We start from the raw sequence: 17,361 nt of genomic DNA on the forward strand, positions 1-17,361 counted from the left end.
GGATATGATGATGAAGACGAAGATCCGTAAAGACGATAAGGTCATGGTCATCGCCGGGAAGGACAAGGGTAAGGTCGGCAAGGTGTTGAAGATCCTCAAGAAGAAGGACAAAGTCCTGGTTGAGAAGGTGAACATGGTTCAACGTCACACCAAGGCCAACCCCTATGCCCAGCAGCCCGGCGGCATTATCGAGAAGGAAGCCCCTATCCATGTATCCAATGTGGCTGTCGTGTGCGATGCGTGCACCAAGCCCACGCGGGTAGGGTACAAGAAGACTGAAGACGGAAAGAAGGTGCGCTTCTGCAAGAAGTGCAACGAGACCTTCAAATAGGTATCAGTATGACACGTCTCGAAAAAGTATATAATGAAAAGGTCGTCCCCGAGCTCCTCAAGGAGTATGGGTACAAGTCCGCAATGGAGATCCCCAGATTGGTGAAGATCTCCCTGAACATCGGTCTCGGTCAGGCCAGCCAGAACAGCAAGCTGATCGACGCCGCTGCGGACGAGCTGACCGCCATCGCAGGCCAGAAGGCCGTGGTCACCACCGCCAAGAAGTCCATCGCCCAGTTCAAGCTGCGCGAAGGCATGCCGGTCGGTACCCGGGTCACCCTGCGCGGCGAGGCCATGTGGGACTTCTATGACAAGCTCGTGAGCTTCGCCCTGCCCCGTGTCCGCGACTTCCGCGGCATTCCCGACCGCGGTTTCGACGGTCGTGGAAACTTCACGATGGGCATCAAGGAGCACACTATCTTCCCCGAGCTTGACATCGACAAGGTTGAGTTGACGAAGGGCATGAACATTACTGTGTGCACCACCGCCAAGACCGACAAGGAGTCCAAGACCCTTCTCGATCTGCTCGGTATGCCCTTTAAGAAATAGGAGGACGGAAAGTGGCCAAAACAAGCTTACGCGTTAAGGCACGCCGCAAACCCAAGTTCAAGGTTCGCGCCTACAATCGTTGTCCGATTTGTGGCCGTCCTCGGGCTTTTCTGAGGCGCTACGGCATTTGTCGTATCTGCTTCCGCAACAAGGCTCTCGCCGGTGAACTCCCCGGCGTCCGCAAGGCGAGCTGGTAATTAAGGAGAAAGAAAATGGCTGTTGTTGATCCTGTAGCCGACATGTTGACCCGCATCCGGAATGCGTATGGCGCCTTTCACAAGGACGTTAACGTGCCGACTTCCAAGATGAAGTCTTCCATCGCGGGTATCCTGAAGGAAGAAGGTTATATCACCGACTACGCTGTCGAGGACAGGGACATCAGTATTACGCTCAAGTACACCGATGGCAAACCGCTTATCACTGGCCTGAAAAAGGTCAGCAAGCCGGGTCGCCGCGTGTACGTCGGAGCATCTGATATCCCCCGTGTCCAGAACGGCATCGGTATTTGTATCGTGTCCACCTCGAAAGGGCTGCTCGAAGGCGCCAAGGCCAAAGAGGCCAATGTCGGCGGCGAGTTGCTCTGCGAAATCTGGTAAAGAGGTTCCGTTATGTCTCGTATAGGAAAAAATCCCATCGACATCCCCTCGGGTGTCGAGGTGTCCGTAGGAGCCTCCGAGATCCAGGTCAAGGGCCCCAAGGGGACCCTGAAGACTCCGGTCGATTCGGCCGTTGAGTACAAGATCGAGGATGGCAAGGTGTTTGTTAATCGCGTCGACGACTCCCGCCGCGCACGGGCCCAGCATGGTCTTCGCAGGACCCTGCTCGCCAACTGCGTTGAAGGCGTGACCAAGGGGTACGCCAAGACCCTGGAAGTCATCGGCGTCGGTTACAAAGTGTCCGTGCAGGGCAAGAAGGTCGTGCTGAACGTCGGGTATTCCCACCCGGTCGAGTTCGATCTGCCCGCCGGTCTCGAGGCCAAGGCCGAAGGCGCCAAGTTGATTGTCGAAGGTATCGACAAGCAGCTTGTCGGCGAAGTCGCGGCCCAGATTCGTCGCGTTCGTCCGCCGGAACCCTACAAGGGCAAAGGCATCAAGTACATCGACGAATTCATCCGCCGCAAGGCTGGCAAGTCCGGCAAGTAGGGGTATACGTCATGAGCAAAAGCAAAAATGCACAGCGGCTTCTCCGCAAGCCCCGCATCAGAAAGAAGATCTCCGGTACCGAGTCCCGGCCCCGTCTGGTCGTCTTCCGCTCCAACCAGCATCTCTATGCCCAGTTGGTGGACGACGAAAACGGTGTGACTCTGGCCTCCACCAGCACCCAGGTGCTGAACAAGGGCGGCGAAGCCCTGAAGGCCAACAAGGAGTCCGCCGCCAAGGTCGGCAAGGCTATCGCCGATGCCGCCAAGGCCAAGAACATCGAGACCGTCGTCTTCGATCGTAATGGATATATCTATCACGGCAAGATCAAAGCCCTTGCCGACGGCGCCCGTGAAGGCGGGCTTAAATTCTAGGTAGCTAGGAAAGAAAAATGGAACAGAATGAAAGTGGACTGATCGAAAAAATCGTCTACCTCAATCGCGTCGCCAAGGTCGTCAAGGGCGGCCGCCGTTTCAGCTTCAGCTGCCTGGTGGTCGTCGGTGACGGTGAAGGTGGAGTCGGATACGGACTGGGCAAGGCCAACGAAGTGCCTGAAGCCATCCGCAAGGCGTCCGAGCGCGCCAAGAAGAACATGATCAATGTTCCTCTGCTGGACGGCACCCTTCCGTATGAGGTTCTGGGACGCTACGGTGCAGGCCGCGTCATGCTCAAGCCTGCCTCCCGTGGTACCGGCATCATCGCCGGTGGTCCCGTTCGTGCGATCATGGAGGCCGTGGGCGTCCATGACATCCTGACCAAGGCTATTGGCACCAACAATCCGCACAACGTGCTGCGTGCCACCATGGCTGGTCTGGAGTCCCTGCGGAGCGCCGAGGAAATGTCCGCCCTGCGCGGTGTCTCGGTTTCCACTCCGCGCAAGTAAAGGAGATCGCCGTGATCAAGGTCAAACAGAAAAAGAGCAAGATCGGCTGCAAGCCCGACCAGGTCAAAACCCTGGAAGCATTGGGTCTTCGCCGGATCGGCCATGTCAAGGAACACGATGACACCGCTGTCATCCGTGGCATGATCTATAAGGTCAGGCACCTTGTGGAGGTAGTGGAATAATGAGACTGCATGAACTCTACGCCTTCCCGGAAGAATACAAGAACCGCAAGCGCATCGGTCGCGGCTCCGGCTCCGGCTGGGGCAAGACCTCCGGCAAGGGCCACAAGGGTCAGAACGCCCGTTCCGGCGGCGGTGTCCGTCCCGGTTTCGAGGGCGGCCAGATGCCTTTGGCGCGCCGTCTGCCCAAGCGCGGGTTCAAGAATCCCTTCCGCGAAGAGTACGAAGCTGTGAACGTGGGCCGTCTTCTGGCCCTGTTCGAAGGCAAGGACGAAATCACCCTGGCCGACATGTATGAGCGCGGCGTCGTCAAAGACGGTGCCCCGGTCAAGGTCCTCGGTACCGGTGACGTCGACAAGGCCGTGACCATCGAAGCTCACCGCTTCAGTGCGTCCGCTGCCGACAAAATTGCCAAGGCCGGCGGCAACGCCAAGGCCATTGAAGCATAACTTAGACGTTTCGAAAGGGTAACTATACGATGGCTGGAGTTGACAATATTGCCCGGTTGCCGGAGCTGCGGAAAAAGCTGCTCTGGACGTTCGCCCTGCTCGCTGTCTACCGGATGGGCATTCACATTCCCATCCCAGGCGTCGATAGCGCTGCGCTCTCCGAGTTTTTTGCTCAGGCGCAGAACACCCTCTTCGGGATTTTCGACATGTTCTCAGGCGGTGGACTTAAAAATATGTCCATTTTCGCCCTGGGTATCATGCCGTACATCTCGGCCTCGATCATTCTTCAGCTGCTGACCGTGGTCAGCCCCGAGCTGAAGCGCCTCCAGAAGGAGGAGGGTGAGGCCGGTAGAAAGAAAATAACCCAGTACACCAGGTACGGGACGGTGCTCATCACCATTGTGCAGGGCTTTGCCATTGCCACCGGTCTTGAGCAGATGAGCAGCCCCACGGGCGCGCCCATGGTGCTGTTCTCCGGCATCGGGTTCAAGGTGATGACCATCCTGACCCTGACCGCCGGTACCGTCTTCCTGATGTGGCTGGGAGAGCAAATGACGGAAAAGGGAATCGGAAACGGTATCTCGCTCATCATCTACGCCGGCATCATCGCCGGTCTGCCCGCTGCGGTGATCAACACCATGCAGCTGATGACCGTGGGTGAGATATCCCTTTTCATCCTGCTCGTTCTCCTGGCGGTGATGGGGGCCACTCTGGCCTTCATCGTCTTCATGGAGCGCGGTCAGCGACGGATTCCGATTCACTACGCCAAGCGTCAGCAGGGACGCCGCATGTTCGGTGGGCAGACTACGCATCTGCCGCTCAAGATCAACACCGCGGGTGTTATCCCGCCGATCTTCGCATCGTCCATCCTGATGTTCCCCGCGACGCTCGCGCAGTTCTCGAACAACGAGATCCTGCAGGACATCTCGGCGTTCTTCAGTCCCGATTCCATCATCTACAACCTGCTGTTCATCGGCATCATCATATTCTTCTGCTATTTCTATACGGCGATCATGTTCGATCCCAAGGGAATCGCGGAGAATATCCAGAAGCAGGGCGGCTTCATCCCGGGCATCCGTCCCGGTGCCCGCACCCGCGAGCACATCGACAAGGTGCTCGCCCGCATCACCCTGTGGGGCGCGTTTTACGTGGCCGCAGTGTGTGTGCTGCCCATGTTTCTGATCAGTAAGTTCAATGTCCCGTTCTACTTCGGCGGCACCTCGTTGCTGATCGTCGTCGGCGTGGCCATGGACTTCATGGGCCAGATCGAATCCTACATGATCTCTCGCCAGTACGAGGGGTTGATGGGGAAAGGCAACAGAATCCGAGGAAGGAATTAGCCTTGAAGAAATTCAGAGGCGTATTCCTCAAGAACGATAATGAGATTGGCCTCATGCGTGAGGCCAATCGTATTGTTTCCCGTATCCTTGACGAACTGGGCAAGAACGTCCAGCCGGGCGTGCCGACCATGCTTTTCGAGGATATCTGCCGGGCGCGGTGCGAAGAGTTTGGCGTCCGTCCGGCGTTTCTGGGGTATCAGGGGTTTCCCTTTGCCCTGTGTTGTTCCGTGAATGAAGAGATCGTGCACGGCTTTCCTTCCAAGGAGCGTATCCTCAAGGAAGGGGACATCGTCAGTTTTGACATGGGCGTCGTGTACAACGGCTTCTACGGGGATTCCGCCCGCACGTTTGCGGTGGGTAAAGTTTCCAGCGAAGCCGAAAAACTCATGGATGTAACCCGTGAGTCTCTGTATAAGGGTATTGAGCAGGCCGTACCCGGCAACAACCTGTATGACATTTCCGCGGCAGTTCAGTCATACGTTGAAGGGTTCGGCTTCGGTATAGTCCGCCGTTTTGTAGGACACGGAATAGGGTCGCATCTTCACGAGAAGCCCGAGATCCCCAACTTCGTCCCCAAGGGCATGGCCGGCGTTCCTCTTAAAGCCGGTATGGTGCTCGCCATTGAGCCGATGGTCACGGTTGGGACCTACGAAGTTGAAGTCCTCGAGGACAAATGGACTGCGGTGACAAAGGACAGGAAGCTGTCCGCTCACTTCGAGCACACCATCGCGGTCACCTCCGGCGGGCCTATGATATTGAGCCTGTCCGAGTAGCCTCCCGTTGTGGGAGATTGATTCGTACTTGCTCTTTGTCGGAAAACGCTGTATGAGATACAGCTTCGTTTAAAAGGCCACCCCCGTAAGGGGGCGTGGGCATTATTGTATTTAGACAATGGAGAATGGTCATGAAAGTCAGACCTTCTGTGAAAAAAATGTGTTCCAAGTGCAAAGTAATCAGGCGCAACGGCGTACTCCGGGTAATCTGTGAAAACCCGCGTCACAAGCAGCGTCAAGGATAGAGGGATAGAACTATGGCACGTATTGCTGGTGTTGACCTGCCGAAGAATAAGCGCATGGACGTTGCGCTGACCTACATTTACGGCATCGGCCGGACCATGGCCCTGAAGATCCTTACGGACACCAAAGTCGACTGGCAGACCAACAGTGACAACCTCACTGCCGATGAAGTCAGCGCCATCCGTCAGGAAATTGAAAGCAATTACAAGGTTGAGGGTGACCTCCGTCGTGAGATCACCACCAACATCAAGCGGCTGATGGATATCGGCTGCTACCGCGGCCTGCGTCATCGCCGTGGCCTGCCCGTGCGCGGCCAGAAGTCCAAGACCAACGCCCGTACCCGCAAGGGTCCCCGTCGTTCGGTCATGGGCCGCAAGAAAAAGTAGGCTCGTTTCGCAACGATCGCCGCGGCGTCCGTGAACGCCGGGGCGTTTTATAAGACTTTTATTCAACGGAGATTAAGGTAATGGCTAGACCTCGTCGAGCTGGGAAGAAGAAAGAGAAAAAGAATATTCCCGTAGGCATCGCTCACGTCAAGGCCACGTTCAACAACACGATCGTGACCTTCACCGACGTCAAGGGCAATGTCGTGAGCTGGGCTTCTGCCGGTGCTCATTTCAAGGGTTCCCGTAAATCCACTCCTTTCGCGGCCCAGATGGCTGCTGAATCCGCTGCCAAGCGCGCCCAGGATGCGGGCATGCGTACCGTGGGCATCTACGTCAAGGGCCCCGGCTCCGGACGTGAGGCCGCCATGCGCGCCATCAACAGCGTGGGCTTCAAGGTGACCTTCATTCGGGACATCACCCCGATTCCCCACAACGGTTGCCGTCCGCCCAAACGCCGTCGCGTCTAACTTAAAGGAGAAGTATCGTGGCAAGATATACTCAAGCAAAATGCAAGCTGTGCCGCCGCGAGGGAGAGAAACTCTTCCTCAAGGGCGATCGCTGCTACACCGATAAGTGCGCTTACGAAAAGCGTCCGTACCCCCCGGGACACTCCGGCCGCATGCGCCACAAGATGTCCGACTACGCAATCCAGCTGCGTGAAAAGCAGAAGGTCCGCCGCATGTACGGCGTGCTCGAAGGCCAGTTCCGCATGTACTACCATCGTGCCGACGGCATGAAGGGCGTCACCGGTCACAACCTGCTGTTCCTGCTGGAACGCCGCCTGGACAACGTCATTTACCGCCTCGGTTTCGCCAACTCCCGCGACCAGGCACGCCAGCTGGTGCGTCACGGCATCTTCAAGCTCAACGGCCGCCGGGTGAACATCCCGTCCATGCAGGTCAAGAGCGAAGATGTGATTGAGGTGCGCGAAGAGGCTCGCAAGATCCCCGTGATCAACGAAGCCCAGGAAGTCATCGCGCGCCGCGGCTGCCCCGAGTGGCTGGAATCCGACGGAGCCAACTTCAAGGGCACGGTCAAGGCCATGCCGAGCCGGGACGACATCCAATTCCCGATCAACGAGCAGCTCATTGTCGAATTGTACTCCAAGTAAATAGGGGAATACATGCTTATTGAGAACGGCGACAAACTCATCAACACCCGCAATTGGAGCGAATTGGTCAAGCCCGAGAAACTCGTGCGCGATCCCAAGTCTTCCTCCATGTACGGCAAGTTCATCTGCGAACCCCTGGAGCGCGGCTATGCCACCACCATCGGCAACGCCATGCGCCGGGTTCTTCTCTCCTCCATGCAGGGCTGTGCCATCGTGTCGGCCACCATCGAGGGAGTGCAGCATGAATTCACCACGCTGCCGGGTGTTCTTGAGGACATGACCGAGGTTGTGCTGAACCTGAAGCAGGTTCGCATCGCTATGACCACGGACGAGCCGCAGCGCTTGGTCCTGGAAGCCAACAAGAAGGGTCAGGTTACGGCCGGCATGATCCAGGAAAATCAGAATGTCACCATTCTGAACAAGGATCAGCTCATCGCCACGCTGACCGAAAACCGTTCCCTCAAGATGGAGCTGGAAGTCCGCATGGGCAAGGGCTACGTCCCGGCCGACATGCACGAAGGGCTGACCGATGAAATCGGCTCCATGGTCCTCGACGCCAGCTTCTCTCCTGTCAAGAAGGTCGCATACTCCGTCGAACAGGCGCGTGTCGGCCAGATGACGAACTACGATAAGCTCATCCTCGAAGTGTGGACAGACGGTTCCGTCTCCCCCGAGGATGCCTGTGCATACAGCGCCAAGATCCTGAAAGAGCAGCTTTCCGTGTTCATCAATTTCGATGAGCTCTCCAGCGAGACCGCTGAGGAAGAGGAAGACTGCATTGATCTGAACCCCAATCTCTTCAAGTCTATTGATGAGCTCGAACTCTCTGTTCGCGCCACCAACTGCTTGAAGGCCGCCAACATCCAGATGGTCGGGGAACTGGTTCAGCGCACCGAACAGACCATGCTCAAGACCAAGAACTTCGGTCGCAAGTCCCTGGACGAGATTCGTCGCGTCCTGGATGGCATGTCCCTCAAGTTCGGCATGACGATCGAGGATTTTGACAAGAAATACCAGGAATGGTTGAAGAGGAAAGAGAAAAATGAGGCATAGAAAGTCTGGCCGTAAACTGAATCGGACCAATACTCACCGCGCCGCCATGTTCAAGAACATGGCCCGCGCGCTCCTGACCTACGAGCAGATCCGCACCACCGAGCCCAAGGCCAAGGAACTTCGTCGCATCGTCGACAAGCTCATCACCCTGGCACTGCGCAACGACCTGCACGCCCGCCGTCAGGCCTACAAGGTCCTCGGCAGCCATCAGATGGTTCAGCGTCTCTTTGACGACATCGGCCCCCGTTTCGAGGGCGGCAAGGGTGGCTACACCCGCATCGTCAAACTGTCCCAGCCCCGCAAGGGTGACTGCGCGCCCATGGTCATCATTGCGCTGACCAAGCTGGCCGCCGATACCAAGGTTGAGGAAGCTCCCGTCGCGGAAGAGCCCAAGAAGGCCGCTCCCAAGAAGGCTGCTCCCAAGAAGACCGAGGCAAAGAAGGACGAAGAGAAGAAGCCCGCCAAGAAGGCTGCTCCCAAGAAGAAAGCCGAGCCCAAGGAAGAGAAGGCCGAAAAGGCCGTTGATTCCGAGGACAAATCGGACGATTAGGGATTCCCAAAGGGCAGGCCTTGCGCCTGCCCTTTTTTTGTGCTTAGGTATTGAAAATTTCAATACAGGAGATAGGGTCACATGGATATCAGAAAGTTGGAGGCCTTTTGCAAGGTCTACGAATTACAGAGTTTTTCAAAGGCCGGAGAGATGTTGTTCCTGTCTCAGCCGACCATCAGTTCCCATGTGGCCAACCTGGAAGACGAGCTGGGGGTCAAACTTTTCGACCGGCTGGGCCGGACGATCATGGCCACCCAGGCCGGCGACGTGCTGTACCGGAACGCCGCTGGCGTGTTCGCCAACCTGGAGCAGGCCCGTGCCGCCATTGAGGAATTGCGTGACCGCGTGGTCGGGGACCTGTCCGTCGGCTGCAGCACCATTCCTTCCCACAACATCCTCCCCGGAATCCTGGCCGGGTTCAGCCAACGCTACCCCGAGGTGAGCTTCACCGTTCACACCGCCAGCTCGGGCGAGGTCGTCCGACAGGTCGTCAGCGGCGATTGGGCCGTCGGCATCGTGGGCCGCAAGCCCACCGATTCCGAGCTCGAAGTGACCCACCTCGTCCAAGACGAGACCCTTGTGGTGGCATCGCCGACCGCCTCGTGGCTTCCCGCTGGCGATGGGCCCGTGTCGTTGGCCGACCTGGCCGCCATGCCGTGGATCATGCGTGACAAGGGCTCGGCTACCCGCGAGGCCCTGGAGTCCGCCCTGGCATCCGAGGGTCACTCTCTTTCAGACCTCAACATCCGGTGCCGTGTGGAAGGGACCTGCGAGAGCCTGGCCCATGCCGCAGCCGGGGTGGGCGTGTGCTTCACATCCCGCCTGGCAGCCCAGGAGCTGATCGACACCGGCACTGTCAGGCCTCTGAACGTCCCGTCCCTCGCGGGCAAGCGCGATTTCTATCTCATCCGCCACAGCGGCAGGTACATGTTCCCCGCGCTCCGGGCGTTCACGGAATACAACAGCTAGCAGGCCCACTCATTCAGGAAAGAGCACATCCCCTCATGCACCGACGGTGCGTGAGGGGATGTGCTTTTTGTTGCCGTGCCGCGCCGATCAGGGCAGGAAGTGGAGTTCGGGCACCTCGTCCAGGAGTCCGTGGGCCTTGAGCCGTTCATAGAAGGCCAGCAGGCCCTGCTGTTCCTTCGGGCCGAACTCGTAGACCAGGCCGTGGAAGTAGGAGCACATCTCCTCGTCGCTCAGGCAGCTTGCGTCAGCGGCCATGGTGCAGACATCCGGCATGTGCGAGACACCCCATATTTTGCCCTCGATGAGCGTCCGGGCGGCATATTGCAGCTTTTCCCGGCTACGGTCCCAGCTGGAGCGCTGCACGAGCCAGACACCGAAAATGAAAGGCAGGCCGGTCAGTTCCCGCCAGGCCTCGCCCAGATCGAATCGGTGGGGATAGTCCGGATGATAGCGCAGATTCAGGGCCTCGTCGCCGATGGCCAGGATGGCGTCGGGTAGGTCGCCCTTTTCCAGGGCGGCGGTGGCGCTGCCCGTGGTGTAGCCGGTCTCGATGCCCCACAACTCGGCCTGGAGGATGCGGAGCAGGGCCGCCGAGGTGTGGGTCTGGGCGCTGACAAGGATGTCCTTCCCGGACAATTCCTTGGCCGGATGGCGGCTGAGCAGGAGCACGCTCTGCACCGGCCCCCGGCTGCCGATGGCCACGTCCGGGACCAGGTAGTACTTGCCCGGGTGCCGCCCGTATTCGATGGAGGAGGCGGCGGAGATGTCGAGTTCGCCACGGTCCATGAGCCCGTTCAGTTCGGACGGCGGGCCGGAGACCACGGTAAAGTCGTTGTCGATGAGCCCGGACTCCAAGGGATGGTAGATGGGCAGGACGTTGAGGTAGCCGATTCTTCCGAGGCGGATGGTCATTGCTTCGCCTCCATTAGGGTGTAGTCCATGGTCCGCTGGCGGGGCGTGAATCCGGCGGTTTCCACCAGCCGGTGAATCTCCGCGCGGGAGAGGCTGAAGGAGACGCCCGCCGCCTTGACCACATTTTCCTCGATCATGGTGGAGCCGAAGTCGTTGCCGCCGAAATACAGGCCGAGCTGGGCTATCTTGGGGCCCATGGTCACCCAGGAGACCTGGATGTTGTCCACGTTGTCCAGCACCAGCCGCGACAGGGCCAGGGTGCGCAGGTATTCCACGCTGGTCAGTTTACGGCAGTGGGGGAGCTGGGTGTGATCCGGTTGGAAGGTCCAGGGGATGAAGGCCGTGAACCCGCCGGTACGGTCCTGGGTGTCGCGCACGGCCAGCATGTGCTCGATGCGCTGGGCCGGGGTCTCCTCGTGGCCGAACATCATGGTGGCGGTGGTCCTGAGTCCCTGGTTGTGCGCCTCTTCCATGACGCCGAGCCACTGGTCGGCAGGGCACTTGTTGGGCGCGACCCGGGACCGCACCTCGTCCACCAGGATTTCCGCGCCGCCGCCGGGGATGGAGTCCAGTCCGGCAGCGCGCAGCCGCTTGATGACCTCGGCCACGGGAATGTCTTCCTTTTCGCTCCAGAAGACCACCTCGGGCGGGGAAAAGGCGTGGATGTGGATGGGATGGTTTGCCTTGATGTAGCGGAGCATGTCCTCGTACCAGGACAGCGGCAGGTCGGGGTGGTGCCCGCCCTGCATCAGGATCTGGGTGCCGCCCAGGGCCTTGGTCTCGTCGATTTTCCGGCCTATCTCCTCAAGGGAGAGCACGTACCCGCCGTCTTCGTCCGGTCCCTTGTAGAACGCGCAGAACTTGCAGCAGCATACGCAGATGTTGGAATAGTTGATGTTCCGGTCCACCACGTAGGTGACGATGGGGGCCGGGTGCTTGCGCAGCCGCACCTGATGGGCCAGGTGGCCGAGGTCATGGAAATCCGCTTCGGCGTACAGCAGCATGGCCTCATCGAAGTCGATGCGCCCGCCAGCCAAAATCTTTTCGAATATCAAATCAAGCTTGTTCATACTTTTCTCACTAGGGTTCATCCCGCCTCAACCCCAACCCGCGCGCATACGCCCCAAAAAAGTTTGGGAAAAGGAGGGGATGGGGGGCCGGGGGAAGGGGAGGAAACAACCCTTTTCAAAGAGTTTTTCCTCCCCTTCCCCCGGCCGCCGGAGGCGCCTACACTTCGTTGAAGTAGCCGTCGCGTTCCACGGGCGTGCAGCCGCAGCCACGGATCATCGCCTCCAGTTCGCCCCGGGTCATTCCCTGCTGGCTGGTGGCCCCGGCTTCGTGGCCGATCTTTTCCTCGACCACGGTCCCGTCGAAATCGTCGGCCCCGAACTTGAGGGCGGCCTGTGCCTGCTTGACGCCGAGCATCACCCAGTACGCCTTGATGTGCGGGATGTTGTCGAGCATCAGCCGGGACACGGCGATGGTTCGCAGCTCCTCCAACCCGGTCAGCGGGTTGTCGATGACGAGCTGGCTGTTCTCGGTCAGGAAGGGCAGGGGAATGAAACAGGTGTACCCGCCGCCCCGGTCCTGGGATTCGCGCAGCCGGACCAGGTGGTCGATGCGGTCCGCATGGGACTCTATGTGGCCGAAGAGCATGGTGCAGTTGGTCTTGAGGCCGAGGGTGTGGGCCTCTTCGTGCACGGCCAGCCACTCGTCCGCCGTGGATTTGCGCGGACAGAGCTGTTCGCGGATTTCGGTCTTGAAGATTTCCGCGCCGCCGCCGGGCAGCATGTCCAGGCCGACGGCTTTGAGCCGGGTCAGGACTTCGCGCGTGGTGGTGTTCCCGAGCTTGGCGAAATGGGCGATCTCCACGGCAGTGAAGCATTTGAGCACCACTTGCGGGTGACGCTCCTTGATGGCCGCGAGAATCTCTTCGAAATAGGAGAGCGGGAGCCTGGGATGGCAGCCGCCCACGATATGGATTTCGCGCGGGGCGAGGGCGGCCTCGTCGATGCGGGCCAGGATGTCGTCCCCGGTCAGCACGAACCCGCCTTTCTGCCCTTCCTCGCGCTGGTAGGCGCAGAACACGCAGCCGTTGACGCAGACGTTGGTGTAGTTGACGTGCTGGTTGATGACGTAGAACGCCTTGTCGCCGTGCAGCCGGGTGCGGACGTGATGGGCCAGGGCACCCACGGCCAGGGGCTCGGGGCAGCTGAAAAGGCGCAGGCCGTCGTCGGGCGAGAGGCGTTCGCCGTTCATGACCTTGTCCCGGATGTCGGCAAGGCCCATGTTGTCGAAGTAGTCGCTCTTGAATATGTTCACTATCCCTCCCGGGAGCCGCCCAGGCCGTGGCGGAACAAATCCGTCATGGCGCGGGCCTTGTCGTGCAGAGTGTTTTCTGTCGGTTCCACGCCGTGATCCAGAGAGGGCACGGCATATCCCTGGAGAAAACGGTCCATGGTGGAGTGCAGGATGAAGACGGCGTCTGCCGCGTCGAGGCCGGCGGGCAGGTCTCCCCGCTTTTTCCCGTCTTCGATCAACTGCCGGAGAAATTTGGCGTGCGCCTTGCGAATCTCGCCCAGAAACCGTTCGCGCAGGGGAAACCGCTCGTTGAAGAGCATTTTCAGATAGATGCGGTAGATGTTCGGGTGGGCGTCCACAAACGCGCCGCTGGCCAGGAAGGTCTGTTCGATGCGGTCGAAGAAGTCGCCTGTGCCGTTGTCACGGATGGCCTTGAGCGGTTTCTTGAACTCGGCGACGGCGTGGCCGAAGAGGTATTCGAACAACCCCTCCTTGTTGCCGAAGTACTTGAACAGGGACCCCTTTGCGATGCCCAGCCGGTTGACTATGCGGTTGACGCTCGCCTGGTGGAAACCATGGTCCGCGAACTCGCGGGTGGCCTCGGCCAGGACCCGTTCCCGCTTCTCATCGGGCAGGTTTTCAAATGTCTTCGCCGGTTTCGTCATGCTTGCTCTTTGGTTCTGGTTCCGCTAGAAGTGACCAGGTGGTCACCATAAGTACAAGGGGCTGGCCCCGCTGTCAATATGAATGCCAATGATCAATGATTCAAGTGAGATAATATGCCCATCAATCTGACTGTCGGCTATTCGCCCTGTCCCAACGACACCTTCATCTTCCACGCCCTGGCGTCCGGCATCGTGGATTGGGACGGCGAGCTTTCCGTCACGCTGGCCGACGTGGAGGAATTGAACTCCAAGGCCGGGAGCGGTGACCTGGACGTGGTCAAGGTGTCGGTGGCGGCCGCTGCGGGCATTCTCGACGACTACGTGCTGCTCCGGGCGGGCGGGGCCATGGGCTTCGGCGTGGGCCCCATCCTGGTGGCCGGAGAGCATGCCGAACTTGGCGACCTGGACGGGAAGCGGGTGGCCATACCGGGCCGCAAGACCACGGCCAACCTGCTCTTCGGGCTGTGCTGCCGCGAGGCGGGCATTTCGGTGGAACCGGTGGAGATGGTCTTCGACCAGGTCATGCCCGCAGTGGAATCCGGCGACGTGGCCGCGGGCGTCGTCATCCACGAGGGGCGGTTCACCTTTCGGGCCAGGGGGCTGCAACGCATCCTCGATCTCGGCGGCTGGTGGGAGGAGCATACCGGGCTGCCCATCCCGCTCGGCGGCATTGCCATGAAGCGGTCACTGGGCGAGGACGCGGCAAGGGCCATGGACGAGGCCATCCGGCAGAGCCTGCTCCATGCGCGTTCCCACCCGGAAGACGGGCAGGGGTACATCAGATTTCATGCCCAGGAGATGGACGAGGCGGTGGTCCGGACCCACATCGAGACCTTTGTCACGGATTACAGCCTGGACGTGGGCGAGGCGGGCGTTGAGGCCGTGTCCCGCCTGTTGCGCGAGGCGGGCTGCACACGCGCAGACGTCTTTATCGACAGCTAGGCGGAGGCTTTTTTCTTCTGTTTTTCCTGGCTCACGTAAACGCCCAGGACGACCACGGCGGAGGCTGCGTACTGCATCCAGTTGAGGCGTTCGCCGAGCATGAGCACGCCCAGGACCAGGGTGATGACCGGGATCAGGTTGATGAAGGCCGATGCCTGGCCGGCCGGGATCTTGGACATGCCGTAGTTGTACAGGCCGTATGCCATGATGGTCACGAACACGCCGAGGTAGAAGATGGAGGCCAGGCCGGTCAGATCGAAACTCGTGGGCAGGCTGGTGGAGGGCAGGAAGAGCAGCGGGAAATAGAATATCGCCCCGACAAAGGCCTGGACCATGGTCAAAAACCACGGGTTGTACCGGGGAGTGAGTCTCTTGAGTGTGATCATGTAGCCGCAGGCGCAGATCATGGCCAGAAATTCCAGGAAGTTGCCGAGTGCCGGGTTGGATGCCGTTTCCGTGGATTCGGCGACTGCGGACAGGGTGACGGCGCCGACGATTGCCAGGCCGAAGCCGGTCACCGTGCGTCTGGTCAGGGGCTCGTTCAGGATGAATTTTGCGCCCACGGCCACCATGAGCGGCAGCAGGGCGCAGATCATGCCTGCCTGGGATGCGTCGGTGTAGGTCAGGGCCAGGGCCTCGAAGATGAAGTAGAAGCCGGGCTCACAGACACCCATGAAGACCAGGAATTTCCAGTCGCCGGGCTGATAGTCGATGTTTTTGAGGTTCTTGAAGACAAATAAGAAGCAGAGAGAGGCCACGAGCATGCGGCCGAAGATGACCACCATGGGGTCGTATGTCCTGAAGGCGACCTTGAGCGCGACAAATGAACTGGCCCAGAGAAAGACACCCGCTCCGAGTGCAATGAAAGCCTTTGTTTTCCCTTCCGTGAAGACCATGATTCCTGCCTGCGTTACGAGTGAATCCCCGGTCTAGCACTCTTCCGCCTGGAAGAAAATACCTTGTTCATCACATCTTCGGATGCATCCGATCAGCGTCGCGGCGGGGTGAAACGCGAAAAGGGCTCCGCCGAAGCAGAGCCCTTTTCACGGTGTTCTATGATCTTCCCTAATGAGGGCAGACTGCCAGGACGTTGACGGGCTTGAAGCCGTTGTCCGGGTTTTCCGCGTAACGGCAACCCAGATGGGAATCGTCGCGTTTGTGCAGGATGTCGGTCTCGCTGCCCAGGTAGTGGGGGCAACTGTTGTTGTTGCAGATCAGGATGACTCCCCAGCCGGTTTCCGGCGGAGCGAGCCAGGCGTCCAGGACCTTTCCGCAGTGCGGACATTCCCTGTCAGGCAGTTCGGTGCGGATTCCGGCATATTCGTGAATGACCATCAGATATCTCCTTGGCATACGGCGCGGGCCGTCGTGAGGTTCGTTGACCCCATAGATAAAACCGTATGCGCCCGCGTCAAGGGCGTGCGATGATTATTTTTCCGGGGAAGGAAGGGAGCGCAGGAGCTTGAAGAGCGCGCGGGCGTCCTTGGGCGGCTTCTCCCTGGCCCGCTCGCGGCGAGCGCCGAGCGTCAAATGGCGCAGCCGCCGACCTTCTTCGGGATGCTGCTCGAAGAGTTCCTGGAGGAGGTCGTCGTCGCCGTCGATCAGGCGGTCGCGCAATTTCTCCAAACGCTTGAACTCGGCGGTCTTGATCTGGTGGCCCGCCTTGGCGGCCTCCACTATCTCGCGCACGGGGCCGGTGTCGAAGGTACGCATGAGCTTGCCCACGTACTGGAGGTGCCGCCGCCGCGCCTCGTGCTTGGTTATTTTTTTGATCATCAGCAGGGCCTTCTCCACCTCTTCGGGGAGATTCGCTCCTTTGATCACGCCGTCGCCAAGCGCGGCAAGGTCCATTCCGAGTTGCTGCAACTCGGTCATGTCCCTTTTCAACTGGGATCGACTCGGTCCGTCGTACCCGTTTTCGTCGAATTCCTGGGGTCTGTATGTTTCTTTTCTTTTTGCCATTATGGGGTGAGCGGCGCTTTGGCCAGATCGGTTTCAAGGTTGGTGAAGATCGTTTCCACGCCCTGCGTCATGGCCTTGACCAGCTCCGTGGGATCGGCCTTGGACACAGGCACGCGCTGCGTATAGCCGGCGGAGAAAACGATGACGTTCCTGGACGTGGATTCGTCCACCACGAAGAATTGCATCTCGACCACGGCGGTGGGCGCATCAGCCGTATAGTCGCCGTAGAGCGCGTTGACAACTCCTTCGAGCGTCAGGCCCGGGACGACCATGGAACCGGGCTCGATGACGTGGGTGAAGAGGTTCGAGTCCCGAAGCCATTGGCGGAGTTCCTGGGTCAGCATGTCGCCGGGGGTGACGAAGAACATGTTGTAGTAGTCGGACTCCACACGCCCGTCGGCTTCTCGGTAAACCAGCTCGCGGGTGTTGTACAGGTCGGAGACGGACAGCCGCCGCACCTTGAGGACCATGTCCTTGTTCGTTGCGGCCCCGGCGGCCGTGCGTTCAGGCGTAATCTGGTAATAGCGTTTGTCCACGGGGTCGTGGGTAAGCTGGACGCAGCCGGCGGCCAGGAGCGCCGCCAGGGCGAGCAGGATGAGGGTGTGTCGTTTCATGGTTCTGGCCC

At 59.6% G+C, this 17,361-nt stretch carries 26 protein-coding genes and 1 pseudogene; 19 read left to right on the plus strand and 8 right to left on the minus strand.

What is annotated here, in order from left to right:
- Nucleotides 1–7 precede the first annotated feature (7 nt).
- From rplX to OO730_RS14590, 18 genes and pseudogenes are all read left to right on the plus strand, one after another.
- Complete coding sequence (rplX, locus tag OO730_RS14505; protein ID WP_264982190.1) at nucleotides 8–331, plus strand: 50S ribosomal protein L24; 324 nt, start codon at nucleotides 8–10, stop codon at nucleotides 329–331.
- An 8-nt stretch (nucleotides 332–339) separates the two neighbouring features.
- Nucleotides 340–879, plus strand: a complete 540-nt coding sequence (gene rplE / locus OO730_RS14510) for a 50S ribosomal protein L5 (protein ID WP_264982191.1) — start codon at nucleotides 340–342, stop codon at nucleotides 877–879.
- A gap of 11 nt (nucleotides 880–890) precedes the next feature.
- The gene (locus OO730_RS14515; RefSeq protein WP_229592223.1) at nucleotides 891–1,076 is read left to right on the plus strand and encodes a type Z 30S ribosomal protein S14; all 186 of its coding nucleotides are present in this window, start codon (nucleotides 891–893) and stop codon (nucleotides 1,074–1,076) included.
- 15 nt (nucleotides 1,077–1,091) lie between these two features.
- Complete coding sequence (gene rpsH / locus OO730_RS14520) at nucleotides 1,092–1,475, plus strand: 30S ribosomal protein S8 (RefSeq protein WP_264982192.1); 384 nt, start codon at nucleotides 1,092–1,094, stop codon at nucleotides 1,473–1,475.
- Nucleotides 1,476–1,487: 12 nt separating this feature from the next.
- A complete protein-coding gene (gene rplF / locus OO730_RS14525; protein WP_264982193.1) occupies nucleotides 1,488–2,021 on the plus strand; it encodes a 50S ribosomal protein L6 in 534 nt (177 codons plus the stop codon).
- Nucleotides 2,022–2,032: 11 nt separating this feature from the next.
- On the plus strand, nucleotides 2,033–2,392 hold the full coding sequence (gene rplR, locus OO730_RS14530) for a 50S ribosomal protein L18 (protein WP_264982194.1): 360 nt from the start codon (nucleotides 2,033–2,035) through the stop codon (nucleotides 2,390–2,392).
- Nucleotides 2,393–2,409: 17 nt separating this feature from the next.
- The gene (rpsE, locus tag OO730_RS14535; protein ID WP_264982195.1) at nucleotides 2,410–2,901 is read left to right on the plus strand and encodes a 30S ribosomal protein S5; all 492 of its coding nucleotides are present in this window, start codon (nucleotides 2,410–2,412) and stop codon (nucleotides 2,899–2,901) included.
- Between the two features lie 11 nt (nucleotides 2,902–2,912).
- Complete coding sequence (gene rpmD, locus OO730_RS14540) at nucleotides 2,913–3,083, plus strand: 50S ribosomal protein L30 (RefSeq protein ID WP_264982196.1); 171 nt, start codon at nucleotides 2,913–2,915, stop codon at nucleotides 3,081–3,083.
- Complete coding sequence (gene rplO / locus OO730_RS14545; RefSeq protein ID WP_264982197.1) at nucleotides 3,083–3,529, plus strand: 50S ribosomal protein L15; 447 nt, start codon at nucleotides 3,083–3,085, stop codon at nucleotides 3,527–3,529. The genes rpmD and rplO overlap by 1 nt, the downstream gene beginning before the upstream one ends.
- A 29-nt stretch (nucleotides 3,530–3,558) precedes the next feature.
- On the plus strand, nucleotides 3,559–4,869 hold the full coding sequence (secY, locus tag OO730_RS14550) for a preprotein translocase subunit SecY (RefSeq protein ID WP_264982198.1): 1,311 nt from the start codon (nucleotides 3,559–3,561) through the stop codon (nucleotides 4,867–4,869).
- 2 nt (nucleotides 4,870–4,871) lie between these two features.
- Complete coding sequence (gene map, locus OO730_RS14555; protein ID WP_264982199.1) at nucleotides 4,872–5,642, plus strand: type I methionyl aminopeptidase; 771 nt, start codon at nucleotides 4,872–4,874, stop codon at nucleotides 5,640–5,642.
- Nucleotides 5,643–5,773: 131 nt separating this feature from the next.
- Complete coding sequence (gene rpmJ, locus OO730_RS14560; protein WP_014324049.1) at nucleotides 5,774–5,887, plus strand: 50S ribosomal protein L36; 114 nt, start codon at nucleotides 5,774–5,776, stop codon at nucleotides 5,885–5,887.
- 12 nt (nucleotides 5,888–5,899) lie between these two features.
- Nucleotides 5,900–6,271, plus strand: coding sequence for a 30S ribosomal protein S13 (rpsM, locus tag OO730_RS14565; protein WP_264982201.1), 372 nt, complete (start codon nucleotides 5,900–5,902; stop codon nucleotides 6,269–6,271).
- Nucleotides 6,272–6,351: 80 nt separating this feature from the next.
- Nucleotides 6,352–6,738, plus strand: coding sequence for a 30S ribosomal protein S11 (rpsK, locus tag OO730_RS14570; RefSeq protein WP_264982202.1), 387 nt, complete (start codon nucleotides 6,352–6,354; stop codon nucleotides 6,736–6,738).
- Between the two features lie 17 nt (nucleotides 6,739–6,755).
- Complete coding sequence (gene rpsD / locus OO730_RS14575) at nucleotides 6,756–7,382, plus strand: 30S ribosomal protein S4 (protein ID WP_264982203.1); 627 nt, start codon at nucleotides 6,756–6,758, stop codon at nucleotides 7,380–7,382.
- Between the two features lie 12 nt (nucleotides 7,383–7,394).
- Nucleotides 7,395–8,435, plus strand: a complete 1,041-nt coding sequence (locus OO730_RS14580; RefSeq protein ID WP_264982204.1) for a DNA-directed RNA polymerase subunit alpha — start codon at nucleotides 7,395–7,397, stop codon at nucleotides 8,433–8,435.
- A pseudogene (gene rplQ / locus OO730_RS14585) lies at nucleotides 8,425–8,823 on the plus strand (50S ribosomal protein L17); the annotation flags it as partial. The gene OO730_RS14580 and the pseudogene rplQ, both read left to right, overlap by 11 nt.
- 243 nt (nucleotides 8,824–9,066) lie before the next feature.
- Nucleotides 9,067–9,954, plus strand: coding sequence for a selenium metabolism-associated LysR family transcriptional regulator (locus OO730_RS14590; protein WP_264982206.1), 888 nt, complete (start codon nucleotides 9,067–9,069; stop codon nucleotides 9,952–9,954).
- Between the two features lie 87 nt (nucleotides 9,955–10,041).
- On the opposite strand, the gene OO730_RS14595 is transcribed toward OO730_RS14590, so the two are convergent.
- The 4 genes from OO730_RS14595 to OO730_RS14610 all read right to left on the minus strand — a co-directional run bounded on the left by OO730_RS14595 (nucleotide 10,042) and on the right by OO730_RS14610 (nucleotide 13,832).
- Nucleotides 10,042–10,866 carry a menaquinone biosynthetic enzyme MqnA/MqnD family protein gene (locus OO730_RS14595; RefSeq protein WP_264982207.1) on the minus strand — a complete coding sequence of 275 codons (825 nt, stop codon included), beginning with the start codon at nucleotides 10,864–10,866 and terminating at the stop codon, nucleotides 10,042–10,044.
- Nucleotides 10,863–11,936 (minus strand): cyclic dehypoxanthinyl futalosine synthase, encoded by a 1,074-nt coding sequence (mqnC, locus tag OO730_RS14600; RefSeq protein ID WP_264982208.1) that lies wholly within the window; start codon nucleotides 11,934–11,936, stop codon nucleotides 10,863–10,865. The genes OO730_RS14595 and mqnC overlap by 4 nt, the downstream gene beginning before the upstream one ends.
- Before the next feature lie 157 nt (nucleotides 11,937–12,093).
- Nucleotides 12,094–13,182, minus strand: coding sequence for an aminofutalosine synthase MqnE (gene mqnE / locus OO730_RS14605; protein ID WP_407681927.1), 1,089 nt, complete (start codon nucleotides 13,180–13,182; stop codon nucleotides 12,094–12,096).
- Between the two features lie 5 nt (nucleotides 13,183–13,187).
- Entirely contained in the window at nucleotides 13,188–13,832 is a 645-nt protein-coding gene (locus OO730_RS14610; protein ID WP_264982210.1) for a TetR/AcrR family transcriptional regulator, read from the minus strand.
- A gap of 114 nt (nucleotides 13,833–13,946) precedes the next feature.
- On the opposite strand from OO730_RS14610, the gene OO730_RS14615 reads away from it, so the two are divergent.
- Nucleotides 13,947–14,774, plus strand: a complete 828-nt coding sequence (locus OO730_RS14615; protein WP_264982211.1) for a 1,4-dihydroxy-6-naphthoate synthase — start codon at nucleotides 13,947–13,949, stop codon at nucleotides 14,772–14,774.
- On the opposite strand, the gene OO730_RS14620 is transcribed toward OO730_RS14615, so the two are convergent.
- The 4 genes from OO730_RS14620 to OO730_RS14635 all read right to left on the minus strand — a co-directional run bounded on the left by OO730_RS14620 (nucleotide 14,771) and on the right by OO730_RS14635 (nucleotide 17,350).
- Nucleotides 14,771–15,670 carry a DMT family transporter gene (locus OO730_RS14620; protein ID WP_264982212.1) on the minus strand — a complete coding sequence of 300 codons (900 nt, stop codon included), beginning with the start codon at nucleotides 15,668–15,670 and terminating at the stop codon, nucleotides 14,771–14,773. The genes OO730_RS14615 and OO730_RS14620 overlap by 4 nt on opposite strands.
- Nucleotides 15,671–15,839: 169 nt before the next feature.
- Complete coding sequence (locus tag OO730_RS14625; RefSeq protein WP_264982213.1) at nucleotides 15,840–16,109, minus strand: hypothetical protein; 270 nt, start codon at nucleotides 16,107–16,109, stop codon at nucleotides 15,840–15,842.
- Nucleotides 16,110–16,202: 93 nt separating this feature from the next.
- Nucleotides 16,203–16,736 (minus strand): ribosome biogenesis factor YjgA, encoded by a 534-nt coding sequence (gene yjgA / locus OO730_RS14630; RefSeq protein ID WP_264982214.1) that lies wholly within the window; start codon nucleotides 16,734–16,736, stop codon nucleotides 16,203–16,205.
- Nucleotides 16,736–17,350, minus strand: a complete 615-nt coding sequence (locus OO730_RS14635; RefSeq protein WP_264982215.1) for an ABC-type transport auxiliary lipoprotein family protein — start codon at nucleotides 17,348–17,350, stop codon at nucleotides 16,736–16,738. Before OO730_RS14635 ends, yjgA begins: the two co-directional genes overlap by 1 nt.
- Between the last annotated feature and the right edge of the window lie 11 nt (nucleotides 17,351–17,361).

Source organism: Pseudodesulfovibrio portus (assembly GCF_026000375.1).
GTDB lineage: Bacteria > Desulfobacterota > Desulfovibrionia > Desulfovibrionales > Desulfovibrionaceae > Pseudodesulfovibrio > Pseudodesulfovibrio portus.

Excerpts from the sequence above, each read along its gene's own strand:
- rplX (WP_264982190.1), top strand. The coding sequence starts at position 8 with ATGATGAAGACGAAGATCCGTAAAGACGATAAGGTCATGGTCATCGCC.
- rplE (WP_264982191.1), top strand. The coding sequence starts at position 340 with ATGACACGTCTCGAAAAAGTATATAATGAAAAGGTCGTCCCCGAGCTC.
- rpsH (WP_264982192.1), top strand. The coding sequence starts at position 1,092 with ATGGCTGTTGTTGATCCTGTAGCCGACATGTTGACCCGCATCCGGAAT.
- rplF (WP_264982193.1), top strand. The coding sequence starts at position 1,488 with ATGTCTCGTATAGGAAAAAATCCCATCGACATCCCCTCGGGTGTCGAG.
- rplR (WP_264982194.1), top strand. The coding sequence starts at position 2,033 with ATGAGCAAAAGCAAAAATGCACAGCGGCTTCTCCGCAAGCCCCGCATC.
- rpsE (WP_264982195.1), top strand. The coding sequence starts at position 2,410 with ATGGAACAGAATGAAAGTGGACTGATCGAAAAAATCGTCTACCTCAAT.
- rplO (WP_264982197.1), top strand. The coding sequence starts at position 3,083 with ATGAGACTGCATGAACTCTACGCCTTCCCGGAAGAATACAAGAACCGC.
- secY (WP_264982198.1), top strand. The coding sequence starts at position 3,559 with ATGGCTGGAGTTGACAATATTGCCCGGTTGCCGGAGCTGCGGAAAAAG.
- rpmJ (WP_014324049.1), top strand. The coding sequence starts at position 5,774 with ATGAAAGTCAGACCTTCTGTGAAAAAAATGTGTTCCAAGTGCAAAGTA.
- rpsM (WP_264982201.1), top strand. The coding sequence starts at position 5,900 with ATGGCACGTATTGCTGGTGTTGACCTGCCGAAGAATAAGCGCATGGAC.
- rpsK (WP_264982202.1), top strand. The coding sequence starts at position 6,352 with ATGGCTAGACCTCGTCGAGCTGGGAAGAAGAAAGAGAAAAAGAATATT.
- OO730_RS14580 (WP_264982204.1), top strand. The coding sequence starts at position 7,395 with ATGCTTATTGAGAACGGCGACAAACTCATCAACACCCGCAATTGGAGC.
- OO730_RS14590 (WP_264982206.1), top strand. The coding sequence starts at position 9,067 with ATGGATATCAGAAAGTTGGAGGCCTTTTGCAAGGTCTACGAATTACAG.
- OO730_RS14595 (WP_264982207.1), bottom strand. The coding sequence starts at position 10,866 with ATGACCATCCGCCTCGGAAGAATCGGCTACCTCAACGTCCTGCCCATC.
- mqnC (WP_264982208.1), bottom strand. The coding sequence starts at position 11,936 with ATGAACAAGCTTGATTTGATATTCGAAAAGATTTTGGCTGGCGGGCGC.
- OO730_RS14610 (WP_264982210.1), bottom strand. The coding sequence starts at position 13,832 with ATGACGAAACCGGCGAAGACATTTGAAAACCTGCCCGATGAGAAGCGG.
- OO730_RS14615 (WP_264982211.1), top strand. The coding sequence starts at position 13,947 with ATGCCCATCAATCTGACTGTCGGCTATTCGCCCTGTCCCAACGACACC.
- OO730_RS14620 (WP_264982212.1), bottom strand. The coding sequence starts at position 15,670 with ATGGTCTTCACGGAAGGGAAAACAAAGGCTTTCATTGCACTCGGAGCG.
- OO730_RS14625 (WP_264982213.1), bottom strand. The coding sequence starts at position 16,109 with ATGGTCATTCACGAATATGCCGGAATCCGCACCGAACTGCCTGACAGG.
- yjgA (WP_264982214.1), bottom strand. The coding sequence starts at position 16,736 with ATGGCAAAAAGAAAAGAAACATACAGACCCCAGGAATTCGACGAAAAC.
- OO730_RS14635 (WP_264982215.1), bottom strand. The coding sequence starts at position 17,350 with ATGAAACGACACACCCTCATCCTGCTCGCCCTGGCGGCGCTCCTGGCC.